Source organism: Acinetobacter johnsonii CIP 64.6 (assembly GCF_000368045.1).
Lineage (GTDB): Bacteria > Pseudomonadota > Gammaproteobacteria > Pseudomonadales > Moraxellaceae > Acinetobacter > Acinetobacter johnsonii.
In genome coordinates this window covers 113,178-136,350 of record NZ_KB849230.1, presented here as the reverse complement: position 1 = coordinate 136,350, position 23,173 = coordinate 113,178, and the positions used below count along the sequence as shown (strand labels likewise).

The 23,173-nt window shown below is 41.4% G+C and carries 24 protein-coding genes and 1 pseudogene; 13 read left to right on the top strand and 12 right to left on the bottom strand.

What is annotated here, in order from left to right; all coding sequences use genetic code 11:
* Window positions 1-109: 109 nt before the first annotated feature.
* Both F986_RS01765 and F986_RS01760 read right to left on the bottom strand, forming a co-directional pair.
* Window positions 110-1,114: an esterase/lipase family protein gene (locus F986_RS01765; protein ID WP_017397236.1), complete on the bottom strand. Its 1,005-nt coding sequence runs from the start codon at window positions 1,112-1,114 to the stop codon at window positions 110-112.
* A gap of 66 nt (window positions 1,115-1,180) precedes the next feature.
* Window positions 1,181-2,212 (bottom strand): lipase secretion chaperone, encoded by a 1,032-nt coding sequence (locus tag F986_RS01760; protein WP_004691449.1) that lies wholly within the window; start codon window positions 2,210-2,212, stop codon window positions 1,181-1,183.
* Window positions 2,213-2,366: 154 nt separating this feature from the next.
* On the opposite strand from F986_RS01760, the gene truB reads away from it, so the two are divergent.
* From truB to F986_RS01745, 3 genes are all read left to right on the top strand, one after another.
* Window positions 2,367-3,272, top strand: coding sequence for a tRNA pseudouridine(55) synthase TruB (gene truB / locus F986_RS01755; protein ID WP_004691447.1), 906 nt, complete (start codon window positions 2,367-2,369; stop codon window positions 3,270-3,272).
* Between the two features lie 34 nt (window positions 3,273-3,306).
* Window positions 3,307-4,074, top strand: a complete 768-nt coding sequence (locus F986_RS01750; RefSeq protein WP_004691445.1) for a sulfite exporter TauE/SafE family protein — start codon at window positions 3,307-3,309, stop codon at window positions 4,072-4,074.
* 158 nt (window positions 4,075-4,232) lie between these two features.
* Window positions 4,233-4,691: a hemerythrin domain-containing protein gene (locus F986_RS01745; RefSeq protein WP_004691442.1), complete on the top strand. Its 459-nt coding sequence runs from the start codon at window positions 4,233-4,235 to the stop codon at window positions 4,689-4,691.
* Window positions 4,692-4,733: 42 nt separating this feature from the next.
* On the opposite strand, the gene F986_RS01740 is transcribed toward F986_RS01745, so the two are convergent.
* The 3 genes from F986_RS01740 to serA all read right to left on the bottom strand — a co-directional run bounded on the left by F986_RS01740 (window position 4,734) and on the right by serA (window position 8,031).
* Complete coding sequence (locus F986_RS01740) at window positions 4,734-5,606, bottom strand: EamA family transporter (protein WP_017397235.1); 873 nt, start codon at window positions 5,604-5,606, stop codon at window positions 4,734-4,736.
* A gap of 178 nt (window positions 5,607-5,784) precedes the next feature.
* Complete coding sequence (locus tag F986_RS01735; protein ID WP_004691439.1) at window positions 5,785-6,660, bottom strand: EamA family transporter; 876 nt, start codon at window positions 6,658-6,660, stop codon at window positions 5,785-5,787.
* A 138-nt stretch (window positions 6,661-6,798) separates the two neighbouring features.
* The gene (gene serA, locus F986_RS01730; protein ID WP_004691438.1) at window positions 6,799-8,031 is read right to left on the bottom strand and encodes a phosphoglycerate dehydrogenase; all 1,233 of its coding nucleotides are present in this window, start codon (window positions 8,029-8,031) and stop codon (window positions 6,799-6,801) included.
* Window positions 8,032-8,394: 363 nt separating this feature from the next.
* Here serA and F986_RS01725 point away from each other — a divergent pair, with 363 nt between their 5' ends.
* From F986_RS01725 to craA, 7 genes and pseudogenes are all read left to right on the top strand, one after another.
* Window positions 8,395-9,804: an FAD-binding oxidoreductase gene (locus F986_RS01725; RefSeq protein WP_004691437.1), complete on the top strand. Its 1,410-nt coding sequence runs from the start codon at window positions 8,395-8,397 to the stop codon at window positions 9,802-9,804.
* Window positions 9,805-9,944: 140 nt separating this feature from the next.
* Window positions 9,945-10,316 (top strand): hypothetical protein, encoded by a 372-nt coding sequence (locus F986_RS01720; RefSeq protein WP_004691436.1) that lies wholly within the window; start codon window positions 9,945-9,947, stop codon window positions 10,314-10,316.
* Between the two features lie 94 nt (window positions 10,317-10,410).
* Window positions 10,411-11,274 (top strand): KAP family P-loop NTPase fold protein, encoded by an 864-nt coding sequence (locus F986_RS01715; protein WP_004691435.1) that lies wholly within the window; start codon window positions 10,411-10,413, stop codon window positions 11,272-11,274.
* A gap of 72 nt (window positions 11,275-11,346) precedes the next feature.
* Window positions 11,347-11,751, top strand: coding sequence for a transposase family protein (locus tag F986_RS01710; protein ID WP_004691434.1), 405 nt, complete (start codon window positions 11,347-11,349; stop codon window positions 11,749-11,751).
* Window positions 11,752-11,788: 37 nt separating this feature from the next.
* A pseudogene (locus F986_RS17680) lies at window positions 11,789-12,181 on the top strand (transposase family protein); the annotation flags it as partial.
* A gap of 117 nt (window positions 12,182-12,298) precedes the next feature.
* Window positions 12,299-12,757 (top strand): hypothetical protein, encoded by a 459-nt coding sequence (locus F986_RS01695; RefSeq protein WP_227555149.1) that lies wholly within the window; start codon window positions 12,299-12,301, stop codon window positions 12,755-12,757.
* Window positions 12,758-13,019: 262 nt separating this feature from the next.
* Window positions 13,020-14,249: a chloramphenicol efflux MFS transporter CraA gene (gene craA, locus F986_RS01690; RefSeq protein WP_004691424.1), complete on the top strand. Its 1,230-nt coding sequence runs from the start codon at window positions 13,020-13,022 to the stop codon at window positions 14,247-14,249.
* A 113-nt stretch (window positions 14,250-14,362) separates the two neighbouring features.
* On the opposite strand, the gene F986_RS01685 is transcribed toward craA, so the two are convergent.
* The 5 genes from F986_RS01685 to F986_RS01665 all read right to left on the bottom strand — a co-directional run bounded on the left by F986_RS01685 (window position 14,363) and on the right by F986_RS01665 (window position 19,745).
* On the bottom strand, window positions 14,363-14,662 hold the full coding sequence (locus F986_RS01685; RefSeq protein WP_004977999.1) for a DUF3817 domain-containing protein: 300 nt from the start codon (window positions 14,660-14,662) through the stop codon (window positions 14,363-14,365).
* A gap of 114 nt (window positions 14,663-14,776) precedes the next feature.
* Window positions 14,777-16,927 (bottom strand): YccS family putative transporter, encoded by a 2,151-nt coding sequence (gene yccS / locus F986_RS01680; RefSeq protein WP_026056413.1) that lies wholly within the window; start codon window positions 16,925-16,927, stop codon window positions 14,777-14,779.
* 217 nt (window positions 16,928-17,144) lie between these two features.
* Window positions 17,145-17,696: a superoxide dismutase family protein gene (sodC, locus tag F986_RS01675; protein ID WP_004691417.1), complete on the bottom strand. Its 552-nt coding sequence runs from the start codon at window positions 17,694-17,696 to the stop codon at window positions 17,145-17,147.
* Window positions 17,697-17,841: 145 nt separating this feature from the next.
* Window positions 17,842-18,963, bottom strand: a complete 1,122-nt coding sequence (locus F986_RS01670; RefSeq protein WP_162182433.1) for an AI-2E family transporter — start codon at window positions 18,961-18,963, stop codon at window positions 17,842-17,844.
* Window positions 18,964-19,100: 137 nt separating this feature from the next.
* Window positions 19,101-19,745 (bottom strand): ParA family protein, encoded by a 645-nt coding sequence (locus tag F986_RS01665; protein ID WP_004691415.1) that lies wholly within the window; start codon window positions 19,743-19,745, stop codon window positions 19,101-19,103.
* Window positions 19,746-19,868: 123 nt separating this feature from the next.
* Between F986_RS01665 and F986_RS01660 the strand changes: the two genes are divergently transcribed.
* The gene (locus tag F986_RS01660; protein ID WP_004691414.1) at window positions 19,869-20,342 is read left to right on the top strand and encodes a Holliday junction resolvase-like protein; all 474 of its coding nucleotides are present in this window, start codon (window positions 19,869-19,871) and stop codon (window positions 20,340-20,342) included.
* 65 nt (window positions 20,343-20,407) lie between these two features.
* Here the strand turns inward: F986_RS01660 and F986_RS01655 are convergent, their stop codons facing one another.
* The gene (locus tag F986_RS01655) at window positions 20,408-21,049 is read right to left on the bottom strand and encodes a class I SAM-dependent methyltransferase (protein ID WP_004691413.1); all 642 of its coding nucleotides are present in this window, start codon (window positions 21,047-21,049) and stop codon (window positions 20,408-20,410) included.
* 175 nt (window positions 21,050-21,224) lie between these two features.
* On the opposite strand from F986_RS01655, the gene F986_RS01650 reads away from it, so the two are divergent.
* Window positions 21,225-21,785 (top strand): hypothetical protein, encoded by a 561-nt coding sequence (locus F986_RS01650; RefSeq protein ID WP_004691412.1) that lies wholly within the window; start codon window positions 21,225-21,227, stop codon window positions 21,783-21,785.
* A gap of 218 nt (window positions 21,786-22,003) precedes the next feature.
* Here F986_RS01650 and F986_RS01645 read toward each other — a convergent pair whose 3' ends face one another.
* The gene (locus tag F986_RS01645) at window positions 22,004-22,336 is read right to left on the bottom strand and encodes a HopJ type III effector protein (RefSeq protein ID WP_004691410.1); all 333 of its coding nucleotides are present in this window, start codon (window positions 22,334-22,336) and stop codon (window positions 22,004-22,006) included.
* Between the two features lie 387 nt (window positions 22,337-22,723).
* Between F986_RS01645 and crcB the strand changes: the two genes are divergently transcribed.
* Entirely contained in the window at window positions 22,724-23,101 is a 378-nt protein-coding gene (gene crcB / locus F986_RS01640; RefSeq protein ID WP_004691408.1) for a fluoride efflux transporter CrcB, read from the top strand.
* Window positions 23,102-23,173 lie beyond the last annotated feature (72 nt).

Below are 23,173 nucleotides of genomic sequence, written 5' to 3'. Positions count from 1 at the left end.
TTTATTTTTTATGACGACAATTTAAGTTGTCAAAAATGAGTATAAAGGTGAGGGAGGAGGAGTGTAGAGAAATCCGATTAAATTAAATACAGTTTGTAACTGGATAATTCTAGGAGGCATCCCTCCGAAACGTTAAAGATTCGAAGGGAAAAACAGAACTAGAGTCCTTGCATTTTTTTAAGCGATTGGCATGTTGGCGATAGACATCAACAGGGTCTGCGCTAAATAGTCCACGTAGTCCCATAACTTGGTTGACCTCATCTAAATGATTCCAGTCATAGTTATCGCGGATGACTTTACCGAAGTGTGTACTACAGCGTGCCACTAAACCATCATTGTCTAAATGTCCATAGGCCAAAGGCCCCAACAGTGAGATCGCACTATCTGCAACATCGAGAATGTTCGTGACTTGAGACGTGCCTGTCCACGAATAGTAATACACGCCATTGCTGGATGTTGCACCGCTCTTGTTACAGTCTGAAGCCAGTGCTGTTGTTGGATATTTCTGATTAAAAACACGGGAACCTTGCTCACTAATTGAGGTGAGTGATGCTGTTAAATTGCTTTTTAATGCAGGGTTACTTTGCCCATAAGCAAGCATAGGACCAATAATATAATCAGCCGCTAGGCTGAGCAGTTGTGTTCCACCTTGATTGGCAAGAAGCTGGTCTGCCACTTTTGAACCTCTAAATGTTGCTCCCACACCTGTCAGTGAGGCCACATATTGCGGTTTAACTGCTTCTACATAGCGAATGGTTGGTCCACCATGACTATGTCCAATCAAATTAACCTTGGGCTTGCCTGTCAGGGCGATGACCTCTTCAACTTGTTGTAGTAACTGTTCACCTCGTACTTCAGTAGACTCAAGCGGGGAAATTTGTGCTGCAAAGGTGGTCGCACCATTTCGAGCCAAGTCGGGTAAAATTTGATACCAGTAATCCAGTCCAAGTTCGGCAACGCCCACTCGGCTGAACCCAAACATGCCATGGGTAAATAGCAATGGATATTTGGTTTGAGCATAATTACTTTTTACGCTTGCAGTCACCGTCTGTAATCCAGCTGTGGCTGTAGTTGCGCTGAGTCCAAGGCTGGTAACCAGACCTACGAGTGACATTGTTTGTATCATTCTTTTCGTTATAAACATTTTTTTCATCCTGAAAAAGTCAAACACGGTATAGCTTTAATCTGCGAACGGAAGTTTTCCTCCCGTGTCATGTGTGGTTTCAAAGGCTCCTAGTCGAAGTTGTTCTTGTGAATTATTAAACTGTTGATCACGTAGTTTTTGAATGGCTTGTTGCTGCGCGTCTTGATTCATGTTGCTTTTGAGAATGCTGTCGCGTTGTTCTAAGTAAGTATTGATCCGAGATTTCCAATTGTTTCGATCTTGGTCGAGTTTTTCTAGGCGTACGGTCGCTTCGGCACCGACAAGATTCTGGCGCATTTGGCGAATTTCTTCGGCAGAGCCGCCGCGCGCTTTAATATCTGAGGTCAGTTTACGCAGATCTTCGAGTTTGGAGAGTTGTTCTAGGTTTTCTTTCCAATCTTCAGGCAGTTGAGCAAACAACTCTTTCAGTTTCTGCGCTTTTTGTACTTCGGTCAGGGACTGATCTGCCATGATGCTCATGCGGTCTAAGGTATATTCATGGTAGGTATTTTCAGCGCCAAAGAGACCTTCGATTTCATAGTCGGAAAAGAATTGGCTGCGTAGGTTTTTCATCAAAGTAAAAATTTTACGATAGTACTCGGGATCTTCTTTATTTAGGCTTGGCTCCTTCAGACTACCCAATTGCACACGATAATCTAAATAACGAGTCCAAAGATCTAAAATTTGCTTAAGCGCAGGTTCTTTATAACCTTGCTGGATATAGGCTTTAAAATCTTGCTTGATCTGGTCAATATTTTTTTCACCATATTGGGTGATAAAATATTCAAAACAGTTACGTGTTTGTTCATTGACAACTAAGCGATTACCTTGGTCGAGCACCAGTTGGCAGTTGATTTCGGTGTCCTGTTGGCTGTTACTGACAAAAGGCAGCCCTGAAGCATGTGGCAAGTCTGACGCTGGGGGTAATAAGCCTGTCGTATTTTGAGCACTAGAGCGAATCGGCTCTTGGTTTGAGCCAACAGTTGCATTGGGTGCGAGCCAAATGAGAAAACCAAGAATGACAACGATGATCACGGCGAAAATGAGCCATAATTTCTTTTTTTGCATATCCTATGCCTAACATCCCTATTGTATTTTTTGTTCGGTTCATATGATTGAACTCGATTTATTCTGAAACAAAAGGGCAAATAAACAACAGAAAAGTTGTAGAACTAGACAAGCGGTTGATAGTATTGCGGCAGCTTTAAGACGTGTCTATGTTATGAAATCATCTGCTTCAAAAATCCAGCGCCGTGCCGTGAATGGTGTATTTTTATTGAATAAGCCATTGGGGATCAGTTCAAATGCGGCATTGCAAAAAGTGCGCTGGTTATACCGTGCGCAAAAGGCGGGGCATACAGGAGCGCTTGATCCATTGGCATCGGGACTGCTGCCGATTTGTTTGGGCGAAGCGACCAAGTTTTCGCACTTTTTGTTGGACTCGGTGAAGCGCTATCAAACCACCATTCAGCTGGGGCACAGTACCACTACAGGTGATGTGGAAGGCGAACGGTTGTTAGAGCAGGCTGTACCTGAGTTAACCGAAGAGTTGATTCAATCCGTTTTGGTTCAGTTTATGGGTGATATTCAGCAAGTGCCACCAATGTATTCCGCTTTGAAGAAAGATGGTCGTCCTTTATATGAGTTAGCCCGTAAAGGGATTGAAATTGAGCGTGAAGCCCGTCCGGTTACCATCTCTGCGATTGAGTTGCTTTCATTCACAGCAGACAGTGTCACCCTCGATATTACCTGCTCGAAAGGTACATATATTCGTGTTTTAGGCGAAGATATTGCGAAGGCATTGGGTACTTATGGCCATTTAACTTATTTACACCGCATTAAAACAGGTCATTTTGATCTGATTCCAAGTTATACCATTGAGTATTTGGAAAGTTTGTCTGAACAAGAGCGCGAAGCACTGTTGTTACCTGTATATGCACCTGTAGATCATTTTCCTAAAGTACAAGTTCCAGAAGGACGCAGTGAATACTTTAGTCGCGGTATGGAAAGTAATATTGAGCATACAGCCGAAGCACAGGTCTTGGTTTTCGATGGGGAAAAATGCTTAGGCTTGGCTGAAATTACCGATAAGAAAAGATTGGTTCCAAAGCGGGTTTTAAATCTATAATCGAAATATATCACGCGGTAAAAAAGGATAAGGCGTGGACATCGACATTATTATCAGTCTGATCTTTTTTGCCTTTTGTGCAGGCGCAATTGACGCTGCCGTCGGTGGTGGTGGGCTGATCCAAATTCCCGCTCTGATGAATGCATTTCCGTCGATGGCACCTGCCACTTTATTTGGCACCAACAAATTAGCGGCAGTGGTGGGTACAGCCACTTCAGCCGTTTCCTTTGCCCGCAAAGTTCGCTTTGAATGGAAACTTTTGGCTGTGGTCGCAGTGTGTGCCACCATCAGTTCATTTGGGGGCGCGGCCAGTGTCGCCATGATTCCAAAAGAAGTTCTCCAACCCTTTGTCTTGGTCATGTTGATTGTGATGGCGGTCTATACCCTCATGAAGAAGCAATTTGGGCAAGTGCATATGGCGCAAACTGTGACGCCTAAAATTTTGCTGTTGGCGGGAATCGGGAGTTTAGCCATTGGCTTTTATGATGGTTTGTTTGGCCCAGGCACGGGCAGTTTCTTTATTTTCTATTTTATTCGCTATTTACGCGTTGATTTTTTGCATGCGGCGGCATTGGCTAAAATTGGCAATGTGATGACCAATCTTGCAGCGCTAAGCTTTTTCATTCCCTCGGGGCATGTGCTCTTTGCTGTAGGAGGCACGATGGCCGTCGCAAATATGATCGGGTCTATTTGTGGGGTAAAAATGGCGCTGAAATACGGCAGTGGTTTTATCCGCATTTTATTTCTTATTTTGGTAACTATTTTAATTCTCAGGTTGAGCTATCAAATGTTTTTGATGTAATCGGGCTACACCTTTAAAACTTCATTACAAAAAACGCGCAGTCTGTGACCTCATTTCTCGTTTATTGCATTTATGATCAATACAGTGCACTCAACGCTGTGCCAAGAAGCTTTTCAATAAAAAATGATGTTTTAAGTTGAATGGAACTGGAGCATAGAATGAATATATTTGAAGCCTTAAGAGAAAGTCACGTTATACAACGAAATTTGGCTGAACGACTACTCCAAACTTCAGGGGATACGCCTGAGCGCCGTGAGCTATTTGAACGGCTTAAAAATGAATTATTTGCCCATGCTGTGGCAGAAGACCGTTATTTTTATATCCCGTTAATGATGACCGATTCGGGCCTCAACATTACCCGCCATGCTTTGGCAGAACACCATAAAATGGATGAGTTATTGGAGCAACTGACGGAGACGGAATTCTCCAATCCGGGTTGGTTGGCAATTGCAAAAAAATTATCGGAAACCATACATCATCACTTACAAGAAGAAGAGCATGGTTTCTTTCAGCAAGCAGGAAAAATTTTACTCGATGCTGAAAAGACTGTACTCGCTAAGCAGTATCAGCAGGAATACAAAAAGTACAAAAAAATTGAAAAAGACAGTTTGGTTTAAGTCCATTTTAAACAAAAGATGGCGAATGCCATCTTTTGTAATTTAAAGCGCGTCATCACTTTGCGGTTTGGCTCTAAAGGTAACACCAACAGAGGCAATCATAATGCAAACTAGCGCCAACGTTTGCCACATACTAATTTGTTCTTTCAGTAATAACCAACCTGCCAAGGCTGCTAAAGCCGGCGACAGACTTGAAAGCGTCCCATAGCTGAGTTTACTTAAACGTTTCAAAGCCATGAGGTCTAGAGCATAGGGAATGGTTGTGGCGAGTAGTGCAATCAATAAGGCTTTGGGCCAGTATTCCGTTTGCATTAGCGCTGTAGGGTTATGCGTGGCGCTAATGGGCAGTAGCACCAAGGCTGAGATCACAATAGCAATACTGAGGGCATGCATGCCGATATTTTGACGGACGACTTTTTGCCCAAAATAAATATACAGCGCCCAGCACGCACCCGCCAAAACCGCAAATGCAGCACCTAAGAAAGAGAAGTTGGTTGCATTCGCTTGATGCCACGGCACCATCAGTGCAATGCCTAAAATCGCTAATCCGACCCAAATATAATCACGACGTTGTTTGATCGAGAGTAGAGCTAAAGTTAAAGGGCCTAAAAACTCTAAACCTACGGCAATACCTTGCGGCAGTTTACCCAGCGAAGCGTAGAATAAAATATTCATGAGGCATAAGGCTGCTGTATAACTGAGTAAATCTTTCCACTTTAAATGCGGTAGGCGTTTCATGATGCTCCATGAGCGGAACATCAGCACAATTAAAATTGCCGCAAAGCACAGTCTAAGGGTCACCACGGTCAGCGGGTCAAGGATGGCAATCAACTGCTTGGCAAAAGAAGCACTGATTTGATAGGACAGCATGGACAAGACCATGAACATCACTGCCATCAGTTGAGAATTAGGCATCATGCACACATCAGGTCATGGCGACCTGTTATTTTAAGACGGTGGATTAGTATAACGATTCAGCACCCAAATTGGATGCTGAATAAGCTGATTTTTTGAAATGCAACAACATGAATTTAAAAGTAATCGATAGAGCCTTTGGATTTAAAAACTAAATTCAAACGCTGGATCAGATCGTTTAAACTGCAGCTTGGCGGTTTTTTTGGGCTGTATAAGTGCAACCAATAGACGCCATGATAATCACGCTGAGCGCAAGCCACTGTGACCACAATAGTTGCTCGCCTAGAAAGACAAAACCGGATAGTGCTGCAATGGCAGGCTCAAGGCTCATGAGCGTCCCAAAACTTAGAGCGGTTAAATTGCGTAGCGCAATCATTTCCAAGCTAAAAGGCAGAGCGCTGGCCAAAACTGCCAAAGCTATGAAATAGACCAAGTTTGAGGGTTCAAACACATTTGCGGGTAAACCATTGAACAGAGCAAGTGGCATTAATATCAGCATACCGACAAACATACCTAAGCACACGGTATGATTGCCCGAAACACCCGATGGGCGCTGTCCCGCCACGATATACAAGGCCCAACATGCACCTGCACCTAGTGCAAATGCGATCCCAAGAGGGTCTAAAGGTTGAGCAGCTTGGTCGAATGGAAACAGTAAAACTAAGCCTAGAATCGCCAGCCCGACCCAAACAAAGTCAAAGCGTTGTTTGGCATAAAACAGAGCAACACTGAGTGGGCCAATAAACTCGAACGATACTGCAATGCCGAGCGGCAGGCGAGCAATGGATAAATAAAACAATAGGTTCATGCCTGCCAAAGCAAAACCATAGCTGAGAATGGCTTTATATTTGACTTGCTTAAAGTCAACCTGCCAAATTTTAAACAGCACGGCCAAGATGATTGATCCCAACAGCAAGCGCATGGCGGAAACGGTTAAAATGGGAAATTGATCGAACAGCACTTTGGCCAGTGAACCACTACTTTGCAAGCTGAGCATTGCAATCAGCAATAAAAAGGTCGCTTGAAGGTGGGGAGTACTTTTTAGATTTGGCATTATTAGAATACTAGATAGAGAAATGAATACTTGCGAAAAGTAGCGGGGAATGTGCTTGGGTCGCACATAAAATTTTAACAAGTATTCAAAAATAAAAAAACCACAGCTTGGCAGCTGTGGTTTTTAAATAGAGTCGAATTAGAACAATACGCGAACGCGGATTGTGCCTTCAACGTCTTGTAGAGTATCTAAAGCTTCTTGAGATGCGGTTGCGTCTACATCCATCACCAAGTAACCAACATCACCTTTGGTCATTAAAGACTGACCAGAAATGTTGATGCCGTGTTCAGCAAACAAGTTGTTGATTTTTGACAACACGCCTGGCACGTTTTTGTGGATGTGAAGTAAACGGTGTTTGCCTTCGGTCAACGGTAATGCGATTTCTGGGAAGTTCACCGCAGATAAAGTCATACCTTTATCTGAATAAGAAACGAATTTCTCAGCCACTTCTAAACCAATGTTCGCTTGCGCTTCCATGGTCGAACCACCTACGTGCGGGGTTAAGATCACGTTTGGAATATTACGTAGTGGAGAAATGAACTCTTCACCATTGGCTTTTGGTTCTTTCGGGAACACGTCAACCGCAGCACCAGCAACATGACCTGATTTCAAGGCATCTGCTAAGTCTTCAATCACGACACATGTACCACGTGCAGCATTGATGAAGATTGCACCTTCTTTCATTTGTGCAAATTTTTCTTTGGTCATGAAGTTACGTGTAGACGGAACATCAGGTACATGCAAAGAAACAACATCAGCATTGGCTAAAAGTTCGTTTAAGCTACCGACTTGACGTGCATTACCTAATGGTAGTTTCGTTACTGTGTCAAAGTAGATCACTTTCATACCTAAGCTTTCAGCAAGGACAGAAAGTTGTGAACCGATTGAACCGTAACCGACAATCCCTAAAGTTTTGCCACGAGTTTCGAACGAACCAACAGCTGACTTGTTCCAACCGCCTGCATGTGTATCTGTCGATTTTTCAGGTACACGGCGAAGAAGAAGGATAGCTTCAGCAAGTACAAGTTCAGCCACTGAACGTGTATTTGAGTATGGTGCGTTAAATACTGGAATACCACGAACCATCGCAGCATTTAAGTTCACTTGGTTGGTACCAATACAGAAACAACCAACAGCGATTAATTTATTCGCTGCTTCAAACACTTCTTCAGTGAGTTGTGTACGGGAACGAATACCAATGAAATGTGCATCTTTAATCGCTTCTTTCAACGCTTCACCTTCAAGCGCTGTTTTACGATAATCGATGTTGGTGTATCCGGCAGCATTTAGTGTGTCGATTGCGTTTTGGTGAACGCCTTCTAACAACAAGAAACGAATTTTATCTTTAGGAAGTGAAAGATGTTGGCTCATTACGGCTCCGCTACAAAGGCCAAATTTAGTGGCGATATAATAGCACGTACCGCGCCCGATATACATTTCCTTTATGCGGACTCTGCTGGGTATTTTTAGCCTCTATAGTGCGTAAAAAAGTCTTTTTGGTCTAATTAAACTAATCATTTCAAAGGTATCCTGAATAAAACAGCTTTTTCTGCGGGAAACAGAAAAAATGCCTTATAATATGACTCCGTGAAAATAAGCCAGTTGTACACTGCTGCTTAAATCCTCACGAACTGCCTGAGCCTTAGGGCATGGAAAGACTGAAATAAAGCGCTTTTCATGCAGAGAACCCTAGCGCCACAACAACTTGTTTACTTCTTGCAAGGTCTGAAAACGATGAATGCTCCAGTCGCTTTAACCCCAGAGTTATTGACTCAATTGACAGCAATTGTAGGTGAAAACCGCATTAAAACCGATGCGGATAGCCTTGAAAATTGGGGACGCGATCATACCAAACATTTTGATCCAAACCCGTCAGTCATCGTTTTTCCATCGAGCACGGAACAAGTGCAAGCGGTTGTGAAACTTGCAAATGAGTTTAATGTTGCGATTACACCATCAGGCGGGCGTACTGGCTTATCTGCCGGTGCAGTCGCTGCCAACGGTGAAATTGTGGTGAGCATGGACAAGATGAACCAAATCTTGGAATTCTTCCCAGCAGACCGTATGGTTCGAGTCCAAGCAGGCGTGGTGACTGAACAGCTGCAAAACTATGCTGAAGAGCAAGGCATGTATTACCCCGTCGATTTTGCTTCTGCGGGTTCGAGTCAAATTGGTGGAAACATTGGCACCAATGCAGGCGGTATTAAAGTCATTAAATACGGCATGACGCGTAACTGGGTACTTGGTTTAACTGTAGTCACGGGTAAGGGTGATGTGCTGCGTCTAAACAAAGGCATGATCAAAAACGCAACCGGTTATGCACTACAACATTTATTCATTGGTGGTGAAGGGACACTGGGCTTAGTGACTGAAGCTGAAATCAAACTGGAGCGCCAACCGCAAGACCTTCAAGTAATGATATTGGGTGTGCCTGACTTTGATGCTGTGATGCCTGTACTGCATGCTTTCCAAGCAAAAATTGACCTGACTGCATTTGAGTTCTTTGGTGAACTGGCAATGCAAAAAGTGTTGGCACATGGTCATGTACAACGTCCATTTGAAACCGAATGTCCATTCTATGTATTGTTAGAATTTGAAGCGCCATTTGAGCCAATTATGGACAAGGCGATGGAAATTTTTGAGCACTGCATGGAACAAGGTTGGGTACTGGATGGCGTGTTGAGCCAAAGCCTCGATCAAGTGGAAAGTTTATGGCGTTTACGTGAAGACATTTCTGAGTCGATTGCGCCATTTACACCATACAAAAACGATATTTCAGTGTTGATTACGCATGTACCTGCATTTATTAAAGAAATTGATGCGATTGTGGCAAGTAACTACCCAGACTTTGAAATCTGCTGGTTCGGTCATATTGGTGACGGGAACTTACACTTAAATATTTTAAAACCGGCTGACTTAAGCAAAGACGAATTCTTTGCCAAATGTCAGGTGGTGAATAAATATGTCTTTGAAACTGTAAAAAAATACGACGGTTCAATTTCTGCGGAGCACGGTGTAGGTATGACCAAAAAGCCATACCTTGACTACACGCGTTCGGCGGAAGAGATTGAATATATGAAGGCATTGAAGCAAGTTTTCGATCCAAACGGAATTATGAACCCAGGTAAATTATTCGACCTTTAAGTTCGAATTGAGTTTTAAAAGCGCATCCATCGTGATGCGCTTTTTTATGGCTGAAGGAACTGAATTACATTTACTAAATAGTGTAATAGGCCTAAAAAAGGCATGATGGACTGATAAATAATGAATTTTGGGTGGGATTTATGTTGCGTCTTATTTTAGCTTCAGCCGTATGTGTGGGATTATTGTCAGGTTGTGTGACGACCAAAGAGTTAGTGAATAAAGTCGGTTCGTCAGATACGCCGTTGGCTCAGGTACTCAAAGAGCGTCCAGATTTGCGTAATGAGTTGGTTACGGTTGAAATCCGTCAGTACTTTAATACGGTTGAGTCCCCGACTGCGGCAGAAGTCAAAGTGACTGAAACAGGTTTGTTAGATGATTCAGTAAAGTCGGTGCGTACCGTGTATAACTTTAAGTTGGTTGATGGCGACTGGGAAAAAACTGCGACGAAAACCTCTTACCAATGTGCGCGCGGTAAAAACACCAAGAACTTCCAAACAGCGAAGTGTGCATAATAAATCTTTGATTTATGGTTGAAATGTAGGCGAGTCTGCCTCATAAAAAGCGTATCAAGTGATGCGCTTTTTTGCGTTCAAGGGAAGAATAAAAATGACGTTAGTGAGTGATTCAGCAATTAAAGGATATCAAGAGGATTTATTAGAAAGGAAAGATTTTGCTTATAATATTGCAGATATAGTCGCAAAAAGGACAGAAAATGATGCTTTCACTATTGGACTAATGGGTGCATGGGGGAGTGGGAAAAGTTCAGTTTTAAATTTAATAGAAGAACGGTTTCAGAAATGCCATAGAGATATGATAACAATCTTTTTTAATCCTTGGAGATATAGTGGAGAAGAAGAGTTATTAATTTTTTTCTTTAATGAAATTGCTAGAGCCTTAGATAGTAAATTAGAAACAAATGGTGATTTAGTACGAAATTTTTTTAGAACACATACTGAAAAAGTTGGTACTTTAATCAGTGCTGCATCAGGGGATCCAAGTAATACAGGGCAAAAAGTTGCATCATGGTTAAGTAGTTTTTTAAAAACTTCTGACTTAGTGGATTTTAAAGAAAGAGTTCAGAAGTTATTAAAAGAGAAAAATAAGAAAGTTGTAATTTATATTGATGATATTGATAGATTACCCAATGAAAATATACAAGAATTATTCAAAGTTATTAAATTAATGGGTGATTTTAATTATGTGACTTATATACTGTCCTTTGATAGAGATGTAGTTACACAGGCTTTAGCTCAAACTTATTCTTATCAAAAAAGTTCTACTTTTTTGGAAAAAATAATTCAATTACAAATTGAAATTCCATTAATAAATAAAAAAATACTAATCAAGTTATGGCAGGAAAGTATAGAAAGAGTACTGAATAAAAATGAAATAAAGTTGACGGAAAAGGAATGGTTGGATTTAGATAAATTAATTACTGATGGATTTCTACATAATAGACTTCCGTCATAAATCAAAAAACGTACAATTTATTTGATCTTAAATTAATCAGCAAAATTATTTAATTCAAGAGATAATCCTTGGATGAAATTCAAAGATATTCAAAAATTATCAGACGTTAAGTTTCGTAGGCTTACCGGTGTTAGTTGGGCTACATTTAACCTCATGTTGGCCGAGCTAAATAAGCAGTTACCTCGTCATATTGGTAAAGGACGACCGCATAAATTACCGTTGGAAGATCGTTTGCTCTTATGTATAGAATATTGGAGAGAATATCGAACATTTTTCCATCTTGGTATGAGTTACGGTGTATCTGAAACGAGTGCAATTCGTATCACACGTGTTATTGAAGATACCTTAATCCGTTCTGGAAAATTTAACTTGTCAAAACAACTTCCTAATCGAGATGAAGTGGATTGGGAAGTTGTTGTGATTGATGCAACTGAAATATTAGTTCAACGTCCAAAAAAAACAGAAGAAATGGTATAGCGGTAAAAAAAAGCGACATACCTTTAAATTTCAGCTATCTATGCACTATACAACAGGTGAAATACTAAGTGTATGTGGAAGTCATGGAAGCATGCATGATTTTAAAATATTTAAAAAAAGTATGAGGAAATTAAAATTTAAGCCCTTTTTTATCGTTGATAAGGGGTATTTAGGGATAAAAAAATTGGGTTTTGGATGCCTCATGCCATCTAAAGCAAAGAAAACTGAAAAATTAGATTCTGAATTAAAAAAGTTAAATAGAGAGATTGGTCGTAGACGAATTCAAGTAGAGCATGTATTTGGAAGGATGAAATGTTTTAAGATTTTATCTTGTGTATATAGAAATCGTCGTAAAAGATTAAACCTGCGGTTTAATTTACTTGCTGGCATATACAATTTAGATTGGGTGAAAGATAAACAATTAAATTGATTGAAAAATGATTTATGAAGGAAGTCTAATATAGTTGATTATATAAATTCTTATGATCTAATAGGAGATTTTTTTATAAATTATGATTTTTTAGATGATTTGGATAATGGTTTGTTTGTGAATTTTTATTATAGATTTTCAGAGTATAATAAATTTCATGAAAATGAAGAGGTTTTAGATAAATTTTCAAAAAAAGCACTTTTAAAGATAAATCATGGAATGAGTTTAATAGATTTTCCAAATAAGTTTATAATAAGTCAAGTTTTAAAACTTTTGAAACTACAAAATGATTTTAATAGCGAAATTTATCTAAATAAAATTATAAATAGTAAAGAGGATTTGGAAGTTTTTTTAACAGCTTTTTGTACTATCTCCCATCCAGGGGGCAGAAAAATTAAGTTTGATAAAAGTATTATAGAATTCATCCATACATTTTATCCTATTGATAAAATTACTTATAAGATTAATCAATTTTGTCCTGGTACGCAGAGTAAATCATATGAAGATTTACATTTGGACAATGGTGTTGTTGAAAAATATCTAATTTCATTAAAAGAGATTGAATTAGAAAATTAGCAATACAGCGTGGTATATTCTTGCTAAACTACACCCACTTGACCTAGTGGGTGTACTAGCTTGAGTGATAAAAATCTCACAACTGAAATAGCTTGATTTGTCTTAGACACCTTGTGAATACGGTGTATTAAGCTGCTAAACCTTAGCGCATTCAAAAAAACGTAATTTAAATAAATCTCTCAGTGCTGGTCATTGGGCTGACGTTTATCTCCCGAAAAATAGCGTAAGACCTCGACCAGACCATCATGATCTGTAGAAAATAATGCAAAAAGTTCAAACGACCACGTTGAACCGCACTACGCTGATGTTTCCTTTAGCTTTGGTGCTGTTCGAATTTTCGGTCTATATCGGTAATGATTTAGTCCAACCTGCCATGCTCGCCATTACCCAAGATTTTGGGGTCAGTAGTGCATGGGCACCATCGTCTATGTCCTTTTATTTACTGGGCGGGGCTTGTGTCGCGTGGCTGCTTGGACCACTCTCAGACCGTTTAGGCCGTAAAAAAGTGTTGCTCGCAGGTGTGGCATTTTTTGTGCTGACCTGCCTCGCGATTTTACTCACTCAAAATATTGAGTCTTTTTTGGCGCTCCGCTTTTTACAAGGCATGGGGTTGTCGATGATTTCTGCTGTGGGTTATGCCGCAGTACAGGAAAGTTTTGAAGAACGTGATGCCATTAAAGTCATGGCACTCATGGCCAATATTTCTTTGCTGGCACCGCTGCTTGGTCCCGTTGTGGGCGCATTTATGATTGACCATGTGTCATGGCATTGGGGCTTTATTGGCATCGCCTTTTTGGCTTTTTTAAGCTGGTTTGGTTTAAAAGCCAAAATGCCTGCGACACAACAGCGTCATTCTAAAAAGCCATTGAGTTATATATGGGATGATTATAAAACGGTCTATAAAAATAAGACTTTTTTGGCGCTTACCTTTGGTTTGCCTATGGTGGCCATGCCATTGATGTTGTGGATTGCACTATCACCCGTAATCTTGGTCGAAGAACTTGGCTTAAGCAGTATGCAATACGGCTTAGCGCAGTTTCCAGTTCTGGGTGGTCTCATTCTGGGTAATATTGTGCTGATTAAAGTCATCGACAAAATGGCACTGGGTAAAACCGTGTTACTAGGCTTACCTTTGATGTTCGTCGGTACGCTGTTGGTGGTGCTCGGCACCATTTTCCAAAGCTATTTCTTGCCGTTACTGATTGTGGGGATGACTTTGGTGAGCTTCGGCGAAGGTATCAGTTTTTCGGTGTTATATCGCTTTGCTTTGATGTCATCGGAAGTGTCCAAAGGGACGGTTGCCGCAGCCGTTTCGGTACTGATGATGTTTACGTTCTTCTTTGTGATTGAACTGGTTCGCATGGCTTATGTGGCATTTGGTCTTTGGGCCTACAGTTTGGTCTGCCTCATTTTGATTGCACTTTGGTTTAGCTTTCCACGTGCGACCGTGAAAAAAGTGATGCAAAAACGTCTTGAGCGTGGTGTTTACTAAGATTTTATTCACTGAATTCAGCGAGGTTCACATCAAAAAAAGCGCGCATTCATTTGAATGAGCACTTTTTTATTACTGCTTTACAAAATCCTTTTTAAAGCCAGTTTTTTAACTCAGGCTTCAGCTTGCTCAGGTTCTAATTTTTTAATTTTGGCATCAAACACAAAAGGCCCAAAAGGTAAGATTGAAGCGATCAAACCTAGAATAAACATCTTCAAAGACCATTTTTGCTTTTCACAGACCACAAACAGCACGATGAGAAACAAGATAAATAATACGCCATGCCCCATACCCACGTATTTGACTAGGATCGGGTTATCAAAGATGTATTTCATTGGCATCGCAACGAATAACAACAGTAAAAAAGAAATCCCTTCTAAAAATCCTACAACACGTAATGTCTGAATGTTCATGGTCAAAAAATCTATGAGAATGAAGCTCGAGTGTACGCAAGAACCAGATAAAAATGAACCACAATACACCCGTACATCATGAACCATTTAAAGATCGTCGTTGTGTAGTCCGTTTTATTTAATGTCTCGGGCCAGTAGTTCAGTTTTTAACTTCAGCAATTCAGGCAAGGTTTCCAGTAGTAGACTGATTTGTTTGAGGACCAAGTGTAAATTCTGACTCATGGTTTCTTGAGCATTTAAACGTTTAATCTCTGCCAGTTTCTGCTGGATGTCGAGTTCAGGTAATGCCTGCTGATGGAGCAGTACATGATTTAGCGTATTTTGACACCACAGCATGAGTTCCAGCACTTGCGTATCCTGCACCAATTCTCGGTGACTTCCCAAAGCAGAAATATAACTGAGTTGACTGTGGCTATATACCAAGTAGCGAAAAGCATGATGCACCAGTTCTGGGTTTGGATTGGGCTCGGTACTGAGACTGGAGATCATGTTCGCCAGTTCGGTTTGGGCATTATGCGCAGTACGTCGTGCACTGCGGTAAGCCAGACTATTATTTTTGCCGTGTTGATATTGCTCACAGATGGCATTGAAATAGTTGAGGGTTGCATCGGATGCTTTTTTTATGGTGTTGGAAATATTGCGGAAGTCCCAATCGGGCCAAATAAAACTCACTGCGAACCAAGCAATGGCACAGCCAATGAGGGTGTCTATAATTCGTGGTAAAATAATGGCATAGCCTGCACCTTTTAAATTAAAAATCAGCAGCACCATGAGTGTTGCCATTAGGGTCGCCATGGCATATTTCTTGGAACTGAGATAGAAAAAACACACGCCAAAAATAATGGTTAGTAGCAGTTGTCCTTCAATACTTGGGACGAAATACAGCAGTGGAATCCCTAAAACAACGCCCAAAATAGTGCCCAAGGTTCGCATTTTTAAACGGTTTTTGGTGGCGAAATAACGCATTTGGCAAACAAATAAACTGGTGAGCAAAATCCAATAGCCATGTTGCGCAAAGGGCAGAAGCGAGATGCCATAACCGACAGCAAAGACAAAGGCGATACGCACCGCATGGCGAAACAGTGCGGATTGGGGGGTGAGATGTTGGTTGAGTTTGAGCCACAGATCATGCCAATCATGAATATCATCATCATATAAATTGAGGTTATCAATATGCTGTTGATAACGCTGTTCTTGGCGCGATTGTAGTTCGTTGAGGTGCTGAAAACGTTCATGCACACTGTCCAAATTATTTAAAATCAGTTGTAGATTTTTGACTTCAATATTGTGTGGATGATCTCGAATCCAGTCCTGCATGGAACTGTGTAAATTCAGCAACGCCTGAGTGGTCGTTGGATCGGATACATAGGTTTGATTGGCTAAGATACACCGTGCCAAAGCCTGACAGGCAAGGGCTTGCAGCCGAATATTTTTTTGAATACGAAAAATGAGGTCAGTACGGCTAAAGTTTTGATGTAACTGCTCATAGTGTAAATAATTAGAGCTGGCTTGTTCATGAATGTCTTGAACGAGAAAATAGAGGTTGAGCCAATAAATCGTGTTTTGGTTAGCGCGAGACGCTTTTAGTCGCGTCAGTAGTGAACTTTTGGTGTGGTTAAAACTTTGCACCACAGTACTGTTTTGTAGGGATAAATCGTAGAGCAGCACTTCTACATTGTCTCGATTGTCTGGGTCGAATAGACGTGCTTTTGCGTTGAGCAAATCGGCAACTTGGTTAAAACAGCGGGCTAAGTTGTCTTGAACGGCCAAGGTGGGTTTAAGGATATAAAACACAATCGCGGTACAGCCATACCATAATGCTCCCAAGACAAAACAACTGGGTTGAAAGTACCAAACCGAATATTCACCTAGGCCAAACATGCTGTATAAGGAAAGTAAAATGGTACCAAAGCTCATTGCTGCATAGCGTTGCCCCAGTGCCCCCAGTAAAATAAAACAAGCACTAGACAGTGATAAATATAAGATGAAGAAGAATTTATAAGGATGTAAAAAATCTAAGATGCTACTGACGCTAAAGAACAAGACACAGACATAGGCAAGGTTTCTGAGACGAATACTGAGTCGGTCGTCGAAGTCAGTCAAGGCAGTTGCAATTGCACCTAATGTGGTCGGAACGATGAGCTGTTGCAGTCCTAAAAAATATAAACCTAAGGTTGTGCCACTCAGCACAATCAAGATTTGCAAGCAATACATAAAAATTGCATTGGACTGAAAGGACTGAAACCACTGACGAAAATTGTTCACGATGTAATAGTCTAGGCTTAGTTTTATTTTGGTTTTAGCCTGAACTTTTTTCAGGGCACTGTCAATTTAATGCGGTGCTCCATTGCATGAAAAATTCACCTATGACAATAAAAATGCAGCGGAGCATGGCTCCGCTGCATTGTGTGTATAAGTCGAAACTTATCCACAGGTGTGCGGTCAAAACACTGCTTTATTCACAGTGCACGGGGCGATAGAGTTACTTAATCACGCCACACGCAATACGGTCACCGCCACCGCCAAGTGGTTTAGGGGTGTCTGAATAGTTATCACCACCTGCATGTACCATCACCGCTAAGCCCTCAACGTCAGCTAAACTTAAGCGAGGAGCGAGTAAATTGACTTTTGCATTACCTGCTGAGTCGACATTCAGAATCGGTAAATCACCCATATGGCCATTGAGTGGTGTGCCGTGGTTTGGTGCTTTTTCTGGGTTAAAGTGTCCCCCAGCCGCTAAAGCAGCCACAGGTTTTCCTTCTTTTTCAGCCACATCACACGAACCTTTTTCATGGATATGAAAACCGTGTGGGCCGGGTGGAAGTTGAGTCAAATTGGTTTGAATCGCTAAACCAACAGGGCTATCAATAAAACGAATGGTGCCAATTTTTTGTCCTACACCTGCAGTTGAAACAGCGTGTACATCGACGTTTTTGACCATCGTATTGGTTTCAGTGGGTGTAGTGGTACATGCCACAGTCCCTAAACCGATTAAAGCCACAAGTGCGCTTAGTGTGAAAGCAGAAGACAACATGTTGGATCCTTTTTTCCTTAAAATTCAGAACCAGTCAAACAAAGGCAGGGCCTCGGTTCAATGTTGTCCGTAGAGTGTTTTTGTATCTGACATAAAAAAACGCATACTTTCGAGGAAAGTATGCGTTCAAGTCATTTCACTGAACTTATTTTTTGGGCGTATCTAAAGGCTCTTCAGGTGGATCATAAGCCAATGTCGCTTTCGGCATCATTAGGGGTTCATTGATTTGTTCATGTAGCCATTCGCGCCAAATGGCTAACAGTACCGCTAGAATCACGGGTCCGACAAATAAGCCGACCATACCAAAGCTGGCTAAACCACCCAATACACCAAACATGATGAGTAAGAACGGAATTTGCGTTGCACCTGAGATCACCAATGGGCGAATTACATTGTCTGCCGTGCTGACCACACAAACCCCCCATACCATCACTCCAATCGCTTCAATAGTCTGCCCTTGAGAGAATAACCATAAAGACACGGCGCTATATGCTACAGGAGGGCCAAAAGGAATGAGTGCAAAGATAAAGGTTACAATGGTCAGTACCATTGGGTTTGGGACACCAGCAACAAAATAGCTTAGGCCTGCCAAGAGTGCTTGCGCAATTGCAGTCAGACCAACCCCATAGACCACAGCACGTGTTGTTTCAGAAATGGTGTCTAAATAGTGGTGGATACGTGGGCCAATCACCATTTCCAGCGCTTTACTGACCTGATTTAAAATGGTTTGTCCGTCACGATAGAAGAAGAATAACGACATCACCGCAAAACAGAGTTTAAAAATATTCTTACTGATTTCACTCAGCACCAAACGACCATAATTTAAGTGGCTTTGGAACCAGCCCGAGACATTTTGTACAATACTGTTCGGATCGGTATTGATTTCTTTTAAAGTACGAGTGACTTCTTTACCAATAATGGGCAAGTCCCGAATAAATTGCGGAACATCTAAATGACCTGAGAACACTTGTCTTTGCAATTCATAAAACAGATTACGACCTTCATGCTGTAGCATAAAGATGGCAAAGGTCAGCGGGATACCGACAACTAATACGACCATACTGATCATGATGGTGGCGCTTAAGGTTGGACGTGGTCCACAGAGTTTCTGCACTGAATGATATAAAGGCCATGTGATGTAGGCAATAATCGCAGCCCAAAGCACAGGTACAATAAAGTATTTCAGGACTTGAAAGCTCAAATAGAACAGAATAAAAATCAGTCCAAATAACAATACTTTTTGTAAGGCTGGTGCGTATCGTTGCACGGTATTCACTGCTATATCTCTAAGGTCAAAGTCATATTAACTGAAAAAAATGCGCACGAGAACGTACCCTTAGTAAGTTCTCGTGAATAACCGACTATAAATAGGGAATAGCCCCGTTTTATCTATAGCAAAATATTTTAGAACCAAGCACTTGGGTCATCGACAATGGCGTTCAGCAGCGGTTGCCATTGGCTTTGAATGGAGAGGTAATTCTTTTGTGTTTTATCAAATACGCTTAAACCTTGCATTGCCAATTGGCCATACGCAGTACGTTCTGAAATCCATGCTACAGGTTGTTGTTCAATTTTCGCAAAAAAATCTTGGATGTCTTTGGCACTGGCGCTGTTGGCCTTGACCCGATTGGCCAAAAGCAAAATTTGCACTTTGCCTTTACGAATGCGTTTAATGTCTTGTAAATGCTTTAAAAAACGACGGGTACTGTCAATATCAAAAAACGAGGGTTGCAGTGGCGTCACAATCGCGTGTGCTTCACTGATCAGTTGTTCGGCATGCTCACCAGACAGTGCACCTGGTGCATCGATAATTAAATATTCAATATTTTTAGGCACTTCACCAATCGATTTCTCATGGCGCCAATCTAAACTTTGAATATGCGCCACTTGCTCTGGACGCTGTTTTAACCACTGACGAGCAGATTTTTGATTATCGGCATCGGCCAAAGCCACTTTATAACCTTTTTGTGCGAGTGCCGAAGCTAAATTGATTGCGGTTATCGTTTTGCCACAGCCACCTTTTTGGTTGGCGATTAATATCGTTTTCATGACCTTAAATGATTTTATTCTGCTCACCCCTAGCATATCATTCTTTTGTGTGTCGCATATGACACCAAACCAAAGTTGTAAGTTTAAATCTTGCTACCTGTAGCACAAAATTAGGAAAGAACCATGTCCATATGGATGGCAATGTTGATCGGTGCAGCAATTGGTGTGGTCTTGACCACCCTTATTTTAAGTCACAGCCGAAATGGACGCATCAAAGCAGAATATGAGCGCTACATTGCCGAATTAGAACTAGAGCATCAGCAGGCTTTGGCTCAAGCACAAAAGCGCAGTGTCAATACCAGTCGTGCAGTGCTCAAAGGTAAAATGGCAGAGCAACTGGCACCGATTATGCCCCAGTTTGAATACTTACCCAGCGATGCCAAGTTTTTGGGTGATCCTGTCGACTATGTGGTCTTTGATGGCTATACCGACCTGCGTGATGGTGAGGGGAGGGCGGAAGATATTGAAATTGTTCTCATTGATATTAAAAGCGGTGGGGCGAGGTTAACCAAAGGACAGGTTGCCATTGCGCAAGCGATTCAAGCAGGACGGGTTCGTTTTGAAACGGTTCGCATTGACTTCGATACGATCGAATAAGCTTGATAATGTCTACCTATGAAAGTATCTTGCTTGATATAGAACAGATACCTTCTACATGACTATCATGACCCATCGCTTGAGTGTGGCTTTTGAGCACGTGCAAAAAACATCAGTTGTCCGAGTTTCGGAATACCTTCGGCATAAAAGTAGTGTTGTTCTATCATATTAAATCCTGCCATTTTTAAGGCCTGTTCAATGTTTCGATTGAGATGGCAGCCATCGGCTAAACGCTTTTGCACAGGCGTGAGTAAGTGTTGTAGGCGCTGAATATAAAGGTTATTTGTATTTAATACATGTTCCACCACATGCAAGGTGCCACCCGGTTTGAGCACGCGTAATATTTCCGCCAAAGCCAGTTCTAGCTCAGCAATACTACACAGTGTCCATGTACTGACCACATGCTCAAGGCTCTGGTCAGCAAAAGGCAGCTTTTCCGCACGGGCTTGTACATGATGCACTTCAAATGCTGCTGCTTGTACCCGCTCTAAAGCCAAATGATAAATTTCAGGACTGGGTTCAAGGGCAAAGACAGTATCGACATTTTGATAAAAGGGTAGATTCAGCCCTGTACCAAAACCAATTTCCAATACCTCTCCTTGAATTGGCAAAAGCAGTTCGCGGCGCTTGTCCATTAAGCTTGGTACTTGCATGACCTGATTCAGGACATGCGGAAAGATGTGCTGTTGATAGTATTTATAAAGCATGATTGTTTTTTGGGGCTCTGTTCTTCAGCTCTAGCCTAACTGAAAAGTGCTGTGGCTAAAAGTAGACTGCATAATTCGTTCACAATGTTACTAAGTTCATAAGCTTCTTTTCAGGAAACTGGACTAAGATGAAATTGGTTCGTATTTTCCTAGGTCGATGGGAATGAGGTTTGCAATGAAATCTAAATTTATCCTGCTCGGTTTACTCAGTAGTTTGCTGTTGCCCATCAGTGCAAGTGCCACTGTGGATTACAACATTGCCAAAGGTTTAGCGCCGACCTCTAAAGATCAATCGATTTCGGTATTGAAACCGTTTAAAGGTGATTTTCGAATTTTAGGTTCTAAAATGTATTCGGATGATGCACAAGCCAAATTCTCTCCGATTGACTACGCCGTGAGTTGGGGCTTATTTGCTGAACCTGAAATTGCACGCCATATTACGGTGAATCAATACGACCGTTATCTCAACTGGAAAATCGATCGTTTGCCTGTGCCTGCCGAGCAAGCTATGCAAATGGTGTCGAATATGCACATTATTCCAGCCAACCCTGAAATTGCTAAACAAATTAAACACGTGAAACGTGGTGATTTGGTTCGTTTAAAAGGTGAGTTGGTTGAAATTAAAGACAAAGATATGGTCTGGACCTCATCCTTAACCCCGACCGATACGGGCGATGGAGCATGTGAAGTATTTCGGGTCAGCTCAATCCAATGGATTGAACGGGTAAAGGGGTAATGTGAAAGTAGCGCTGGGTTACTTCATCGTGCTGTTTTAATGTTTTATAGTTGATTAACACCCATATGACGTCTTGCTCCACGTGAAACCTATTGGTCAAATCTGTGGATGCTTATAGGTGTATCAATGTTAATAGTGTTTATAAATATCTGATAATAAAATTAATCTTGTATTTGTTTAAAACCACGCTCAAGTAACTTGAACGTGGTTTTTTATCTTTATTTTGCAGTTAATGCCGTACCGTCAAATTCAATACCGTCCCATCCATTCAACATGAACTGACGAATATTTTGATGATCTGTTGCATCAGGTGTGGCTAAAACAGAAGCATAGTGTTCTGCAAATAGGCTTAAAGTTTGCGTTTGATCGAGACCTTGAAGTTGTGCAAACGAAAACACTTTTGCGCTGCCTTGGTTTTCAGTTGCCGCATTGTGCTGCAAACCATTTTTAAATGCAGTTGGTGTATGTGTATAGGCTGCTTCAATAAAAGCCAATACATCTGAAAATTTTGCTTCGCCCGCTGCAAGCTGAGCCAATAATACCTGTGCCATGCGTCTATTTCCGACTAAATTTATGTCCACATCATACCCAAAAACTGCACGATTGGGAGTTTTTACCTGAGATAAAACCGTCTGTTTTGCATGAAGAACGGATGCTAGTGATTTTGGGAATCTATGTTGTCTTGGTCATAGAGCACACTAGGGTGAAGTAAAGATATTCGGCGATCCTGAGTTCAATATCCAATGTAAAGCATGTGTGAGTTTGAATGCTGAAGTTCACTTTTGAGAGTGAGATAAGAAGATATGTAGGGGCAACAAGCGATGTTGAAAAACCTTGAAGTGCGAGGATTGATTCAGGTTTAATAGCGTTATAGTTGATGAACTGTGGATAACTTTGGACTTATCCATACCGCATTTTGTAAAGAATAGGATAGGTCAATGAATTGGATCTTGGTGGCAATGGGGGGCGGAATAGGTGCCTGTTTACGCTACGGTGCAGGATTATGGTTGTTTAAACCGAGTATGAGTTTTCCATGGCCGACATGGTGGATCAACATCATCGGTTGTTTTGCTGCGGGTATTTTCTTTGCTTTTAGCCAGAAGTTTCCAGTACTGCAACAAGAAGCACGTTTATTTTTGATGGTGGGCATACTGGGCGGTTTTACGACATTTTCTAGTTTTGGCCTCGAAACTTTTCAGTTATTTAGACAGGGGCAAACTGTACTGGCTTTGAGTTACGCCCTGTCGAGCTTAGTGGTGGGTGTCATCGTGCTTGGGATCGGATTTTATCTGTTGGATAGTGTGCTTAAACATTAAGAAAAAAGCTGGTCAAAATAGGAACCAGAAAAGAACGCATAAAAAAGAAGCCTAAGCTGGAGGAGGTCTTAG

Excerpts from the sequence above, each read along its gene's own strand:
- F986_RS01765 (WP_017397236.1), bottom strand. The coding sequence starts at position 1,114 with ATGTCACTCGTAGGTCTGGTTACCAGCCTTGGACTCAGCGCAACTACA.
- F986_RS01760 (WP_004691449.1), bottom strand. The coding sequence starts at position 2,212 with ATGCAAAAAAAGAAATTATGGCTCATTTTCGCCGTGATCATCGTTGTC.
- truB (WP_004691447.1), top strand. The coding sequence starts at position 2,367 with ATGAAATCATCTGCTTCAAAAATCCAGCGCCGTGCCGTGAATGGTGTA.
- F986_RS01745 (WP_004691442.1), top strand. The coding sequence starts at position 4,233 with ATGAATATATTTGAAGCCTTAAGAGAAAGTCACGTTATACAACGAAAT.
- F986_RS01740 (WP_017397235.1), bottom strand. The coding sequence starts at position 5,606 with ATGCCTAATTCTCAACTGATGGCAGTGATGTTCATGGTCTTGTCCATG.
- F986_RS01735 (WP_004691439.1), bottom strand. The coding sequence starts at position 6,660 with ATGCCAAATCTAAAAAGTACTCCCCACCTTCAAGCGACCTTTTTATTG.
- serA (WP_004691438.1), bottom strand. The coding sequence starts at position 8,031 with ATGAGCCAACATCTTTCACTTCCTAAAGATAAAATTCGTTTCTTGTTG.
- F986_RS01725 (WP_004691437.1), top strand. The coding sequence starts at position 8,395 with ATGAATGCTCCAGTCGCTTTAACCCCAGAGTTATTGACTCAATTGACA.
- F986_RS01720 (WP_004691436.1), top strand. The coding sequence starts at position 9,945 with ATGTTGCGTCTTATTTTAGCTTCAGCCGTATGTGTGGGATTATTGTCA.
- F986_RS01715 (WP_004691435.1), top strand. The coding sequence starts at position 10,411 with ATGACGTTAGTGAGTGATTCAGCAATTAAAGGATATCAAGAGGATTTA.
- F986_RS01710 (WP_004691434.1), top strand. The coding sequence starts at position 11,347 with ATGAAATTCAAAGATATTCAAAAATTATCAGACGTTAAGTTTCGTAGG.
- craA (WP_004691424.1), top strand. The coding sequence starts at position 13,020 with ATGCAAAAAGTTCAAACGACCACGTTGAACCGCACTACGCTGATGTTT.
- F986_RS01685 (WP_004977999.1), bottom strand. The coding sequence starts at position 14,662 with ATGAACATTCAGACATTACGTGTTGTAGGATTTTTAGAAGGGATTTCT.
- sodC (WP_004691417.1), bottom strand. The coding sequence starts at position 17,696 with ATGTTGTCTTCTGCTTTCACACTAAGCGCACTTGTGGCTTTAATCGGT.
- F986_RS01665 (WP_004691415.1), bottom strand. The coding sequence starts at position 19,745 with ATGAAAACGATATTAATCGCCAACCAAAAAGGTGGCTGTGGCAAAACG.
- F986_RS01660 (WP_004691414.1), top strand. The coding sequence starts at position 19,869 with ATGTCCATATGGATGGCAATGTTGATCGGTGCAGCAATTGGTGTGGTC.
- F986_RS01655 (WP_004691413.1), bottom strand. The coding sequence starts at position 21,049 with ATGCTTTATAAATACTATCAACAGCACATCTTTCCGCATGTCCTGAAT.
- F986_RS01650 (WP_004691412.1), top strand. The coding sequence starts at position 21,225 with ATGAAATCTAAATTTATCCTGCTCGGTTTACTCAGTAGTTTGCTGTTG.
- F986_RS01645 (WP_004691410.1), bottom strand. The coding sequence starts at position 22,336 with ATGGCACAGGTATTATTGGCTCAGCTTGCAGCGGGCGAAGCAAAATTT.
- crcB (WP_004691408.1), top strand. The coding sequence starts at position 22,724 with ATGAATTGGATCTTGGTGGCAATGGGGGGCGGAATAGGTGCCTGTTTA.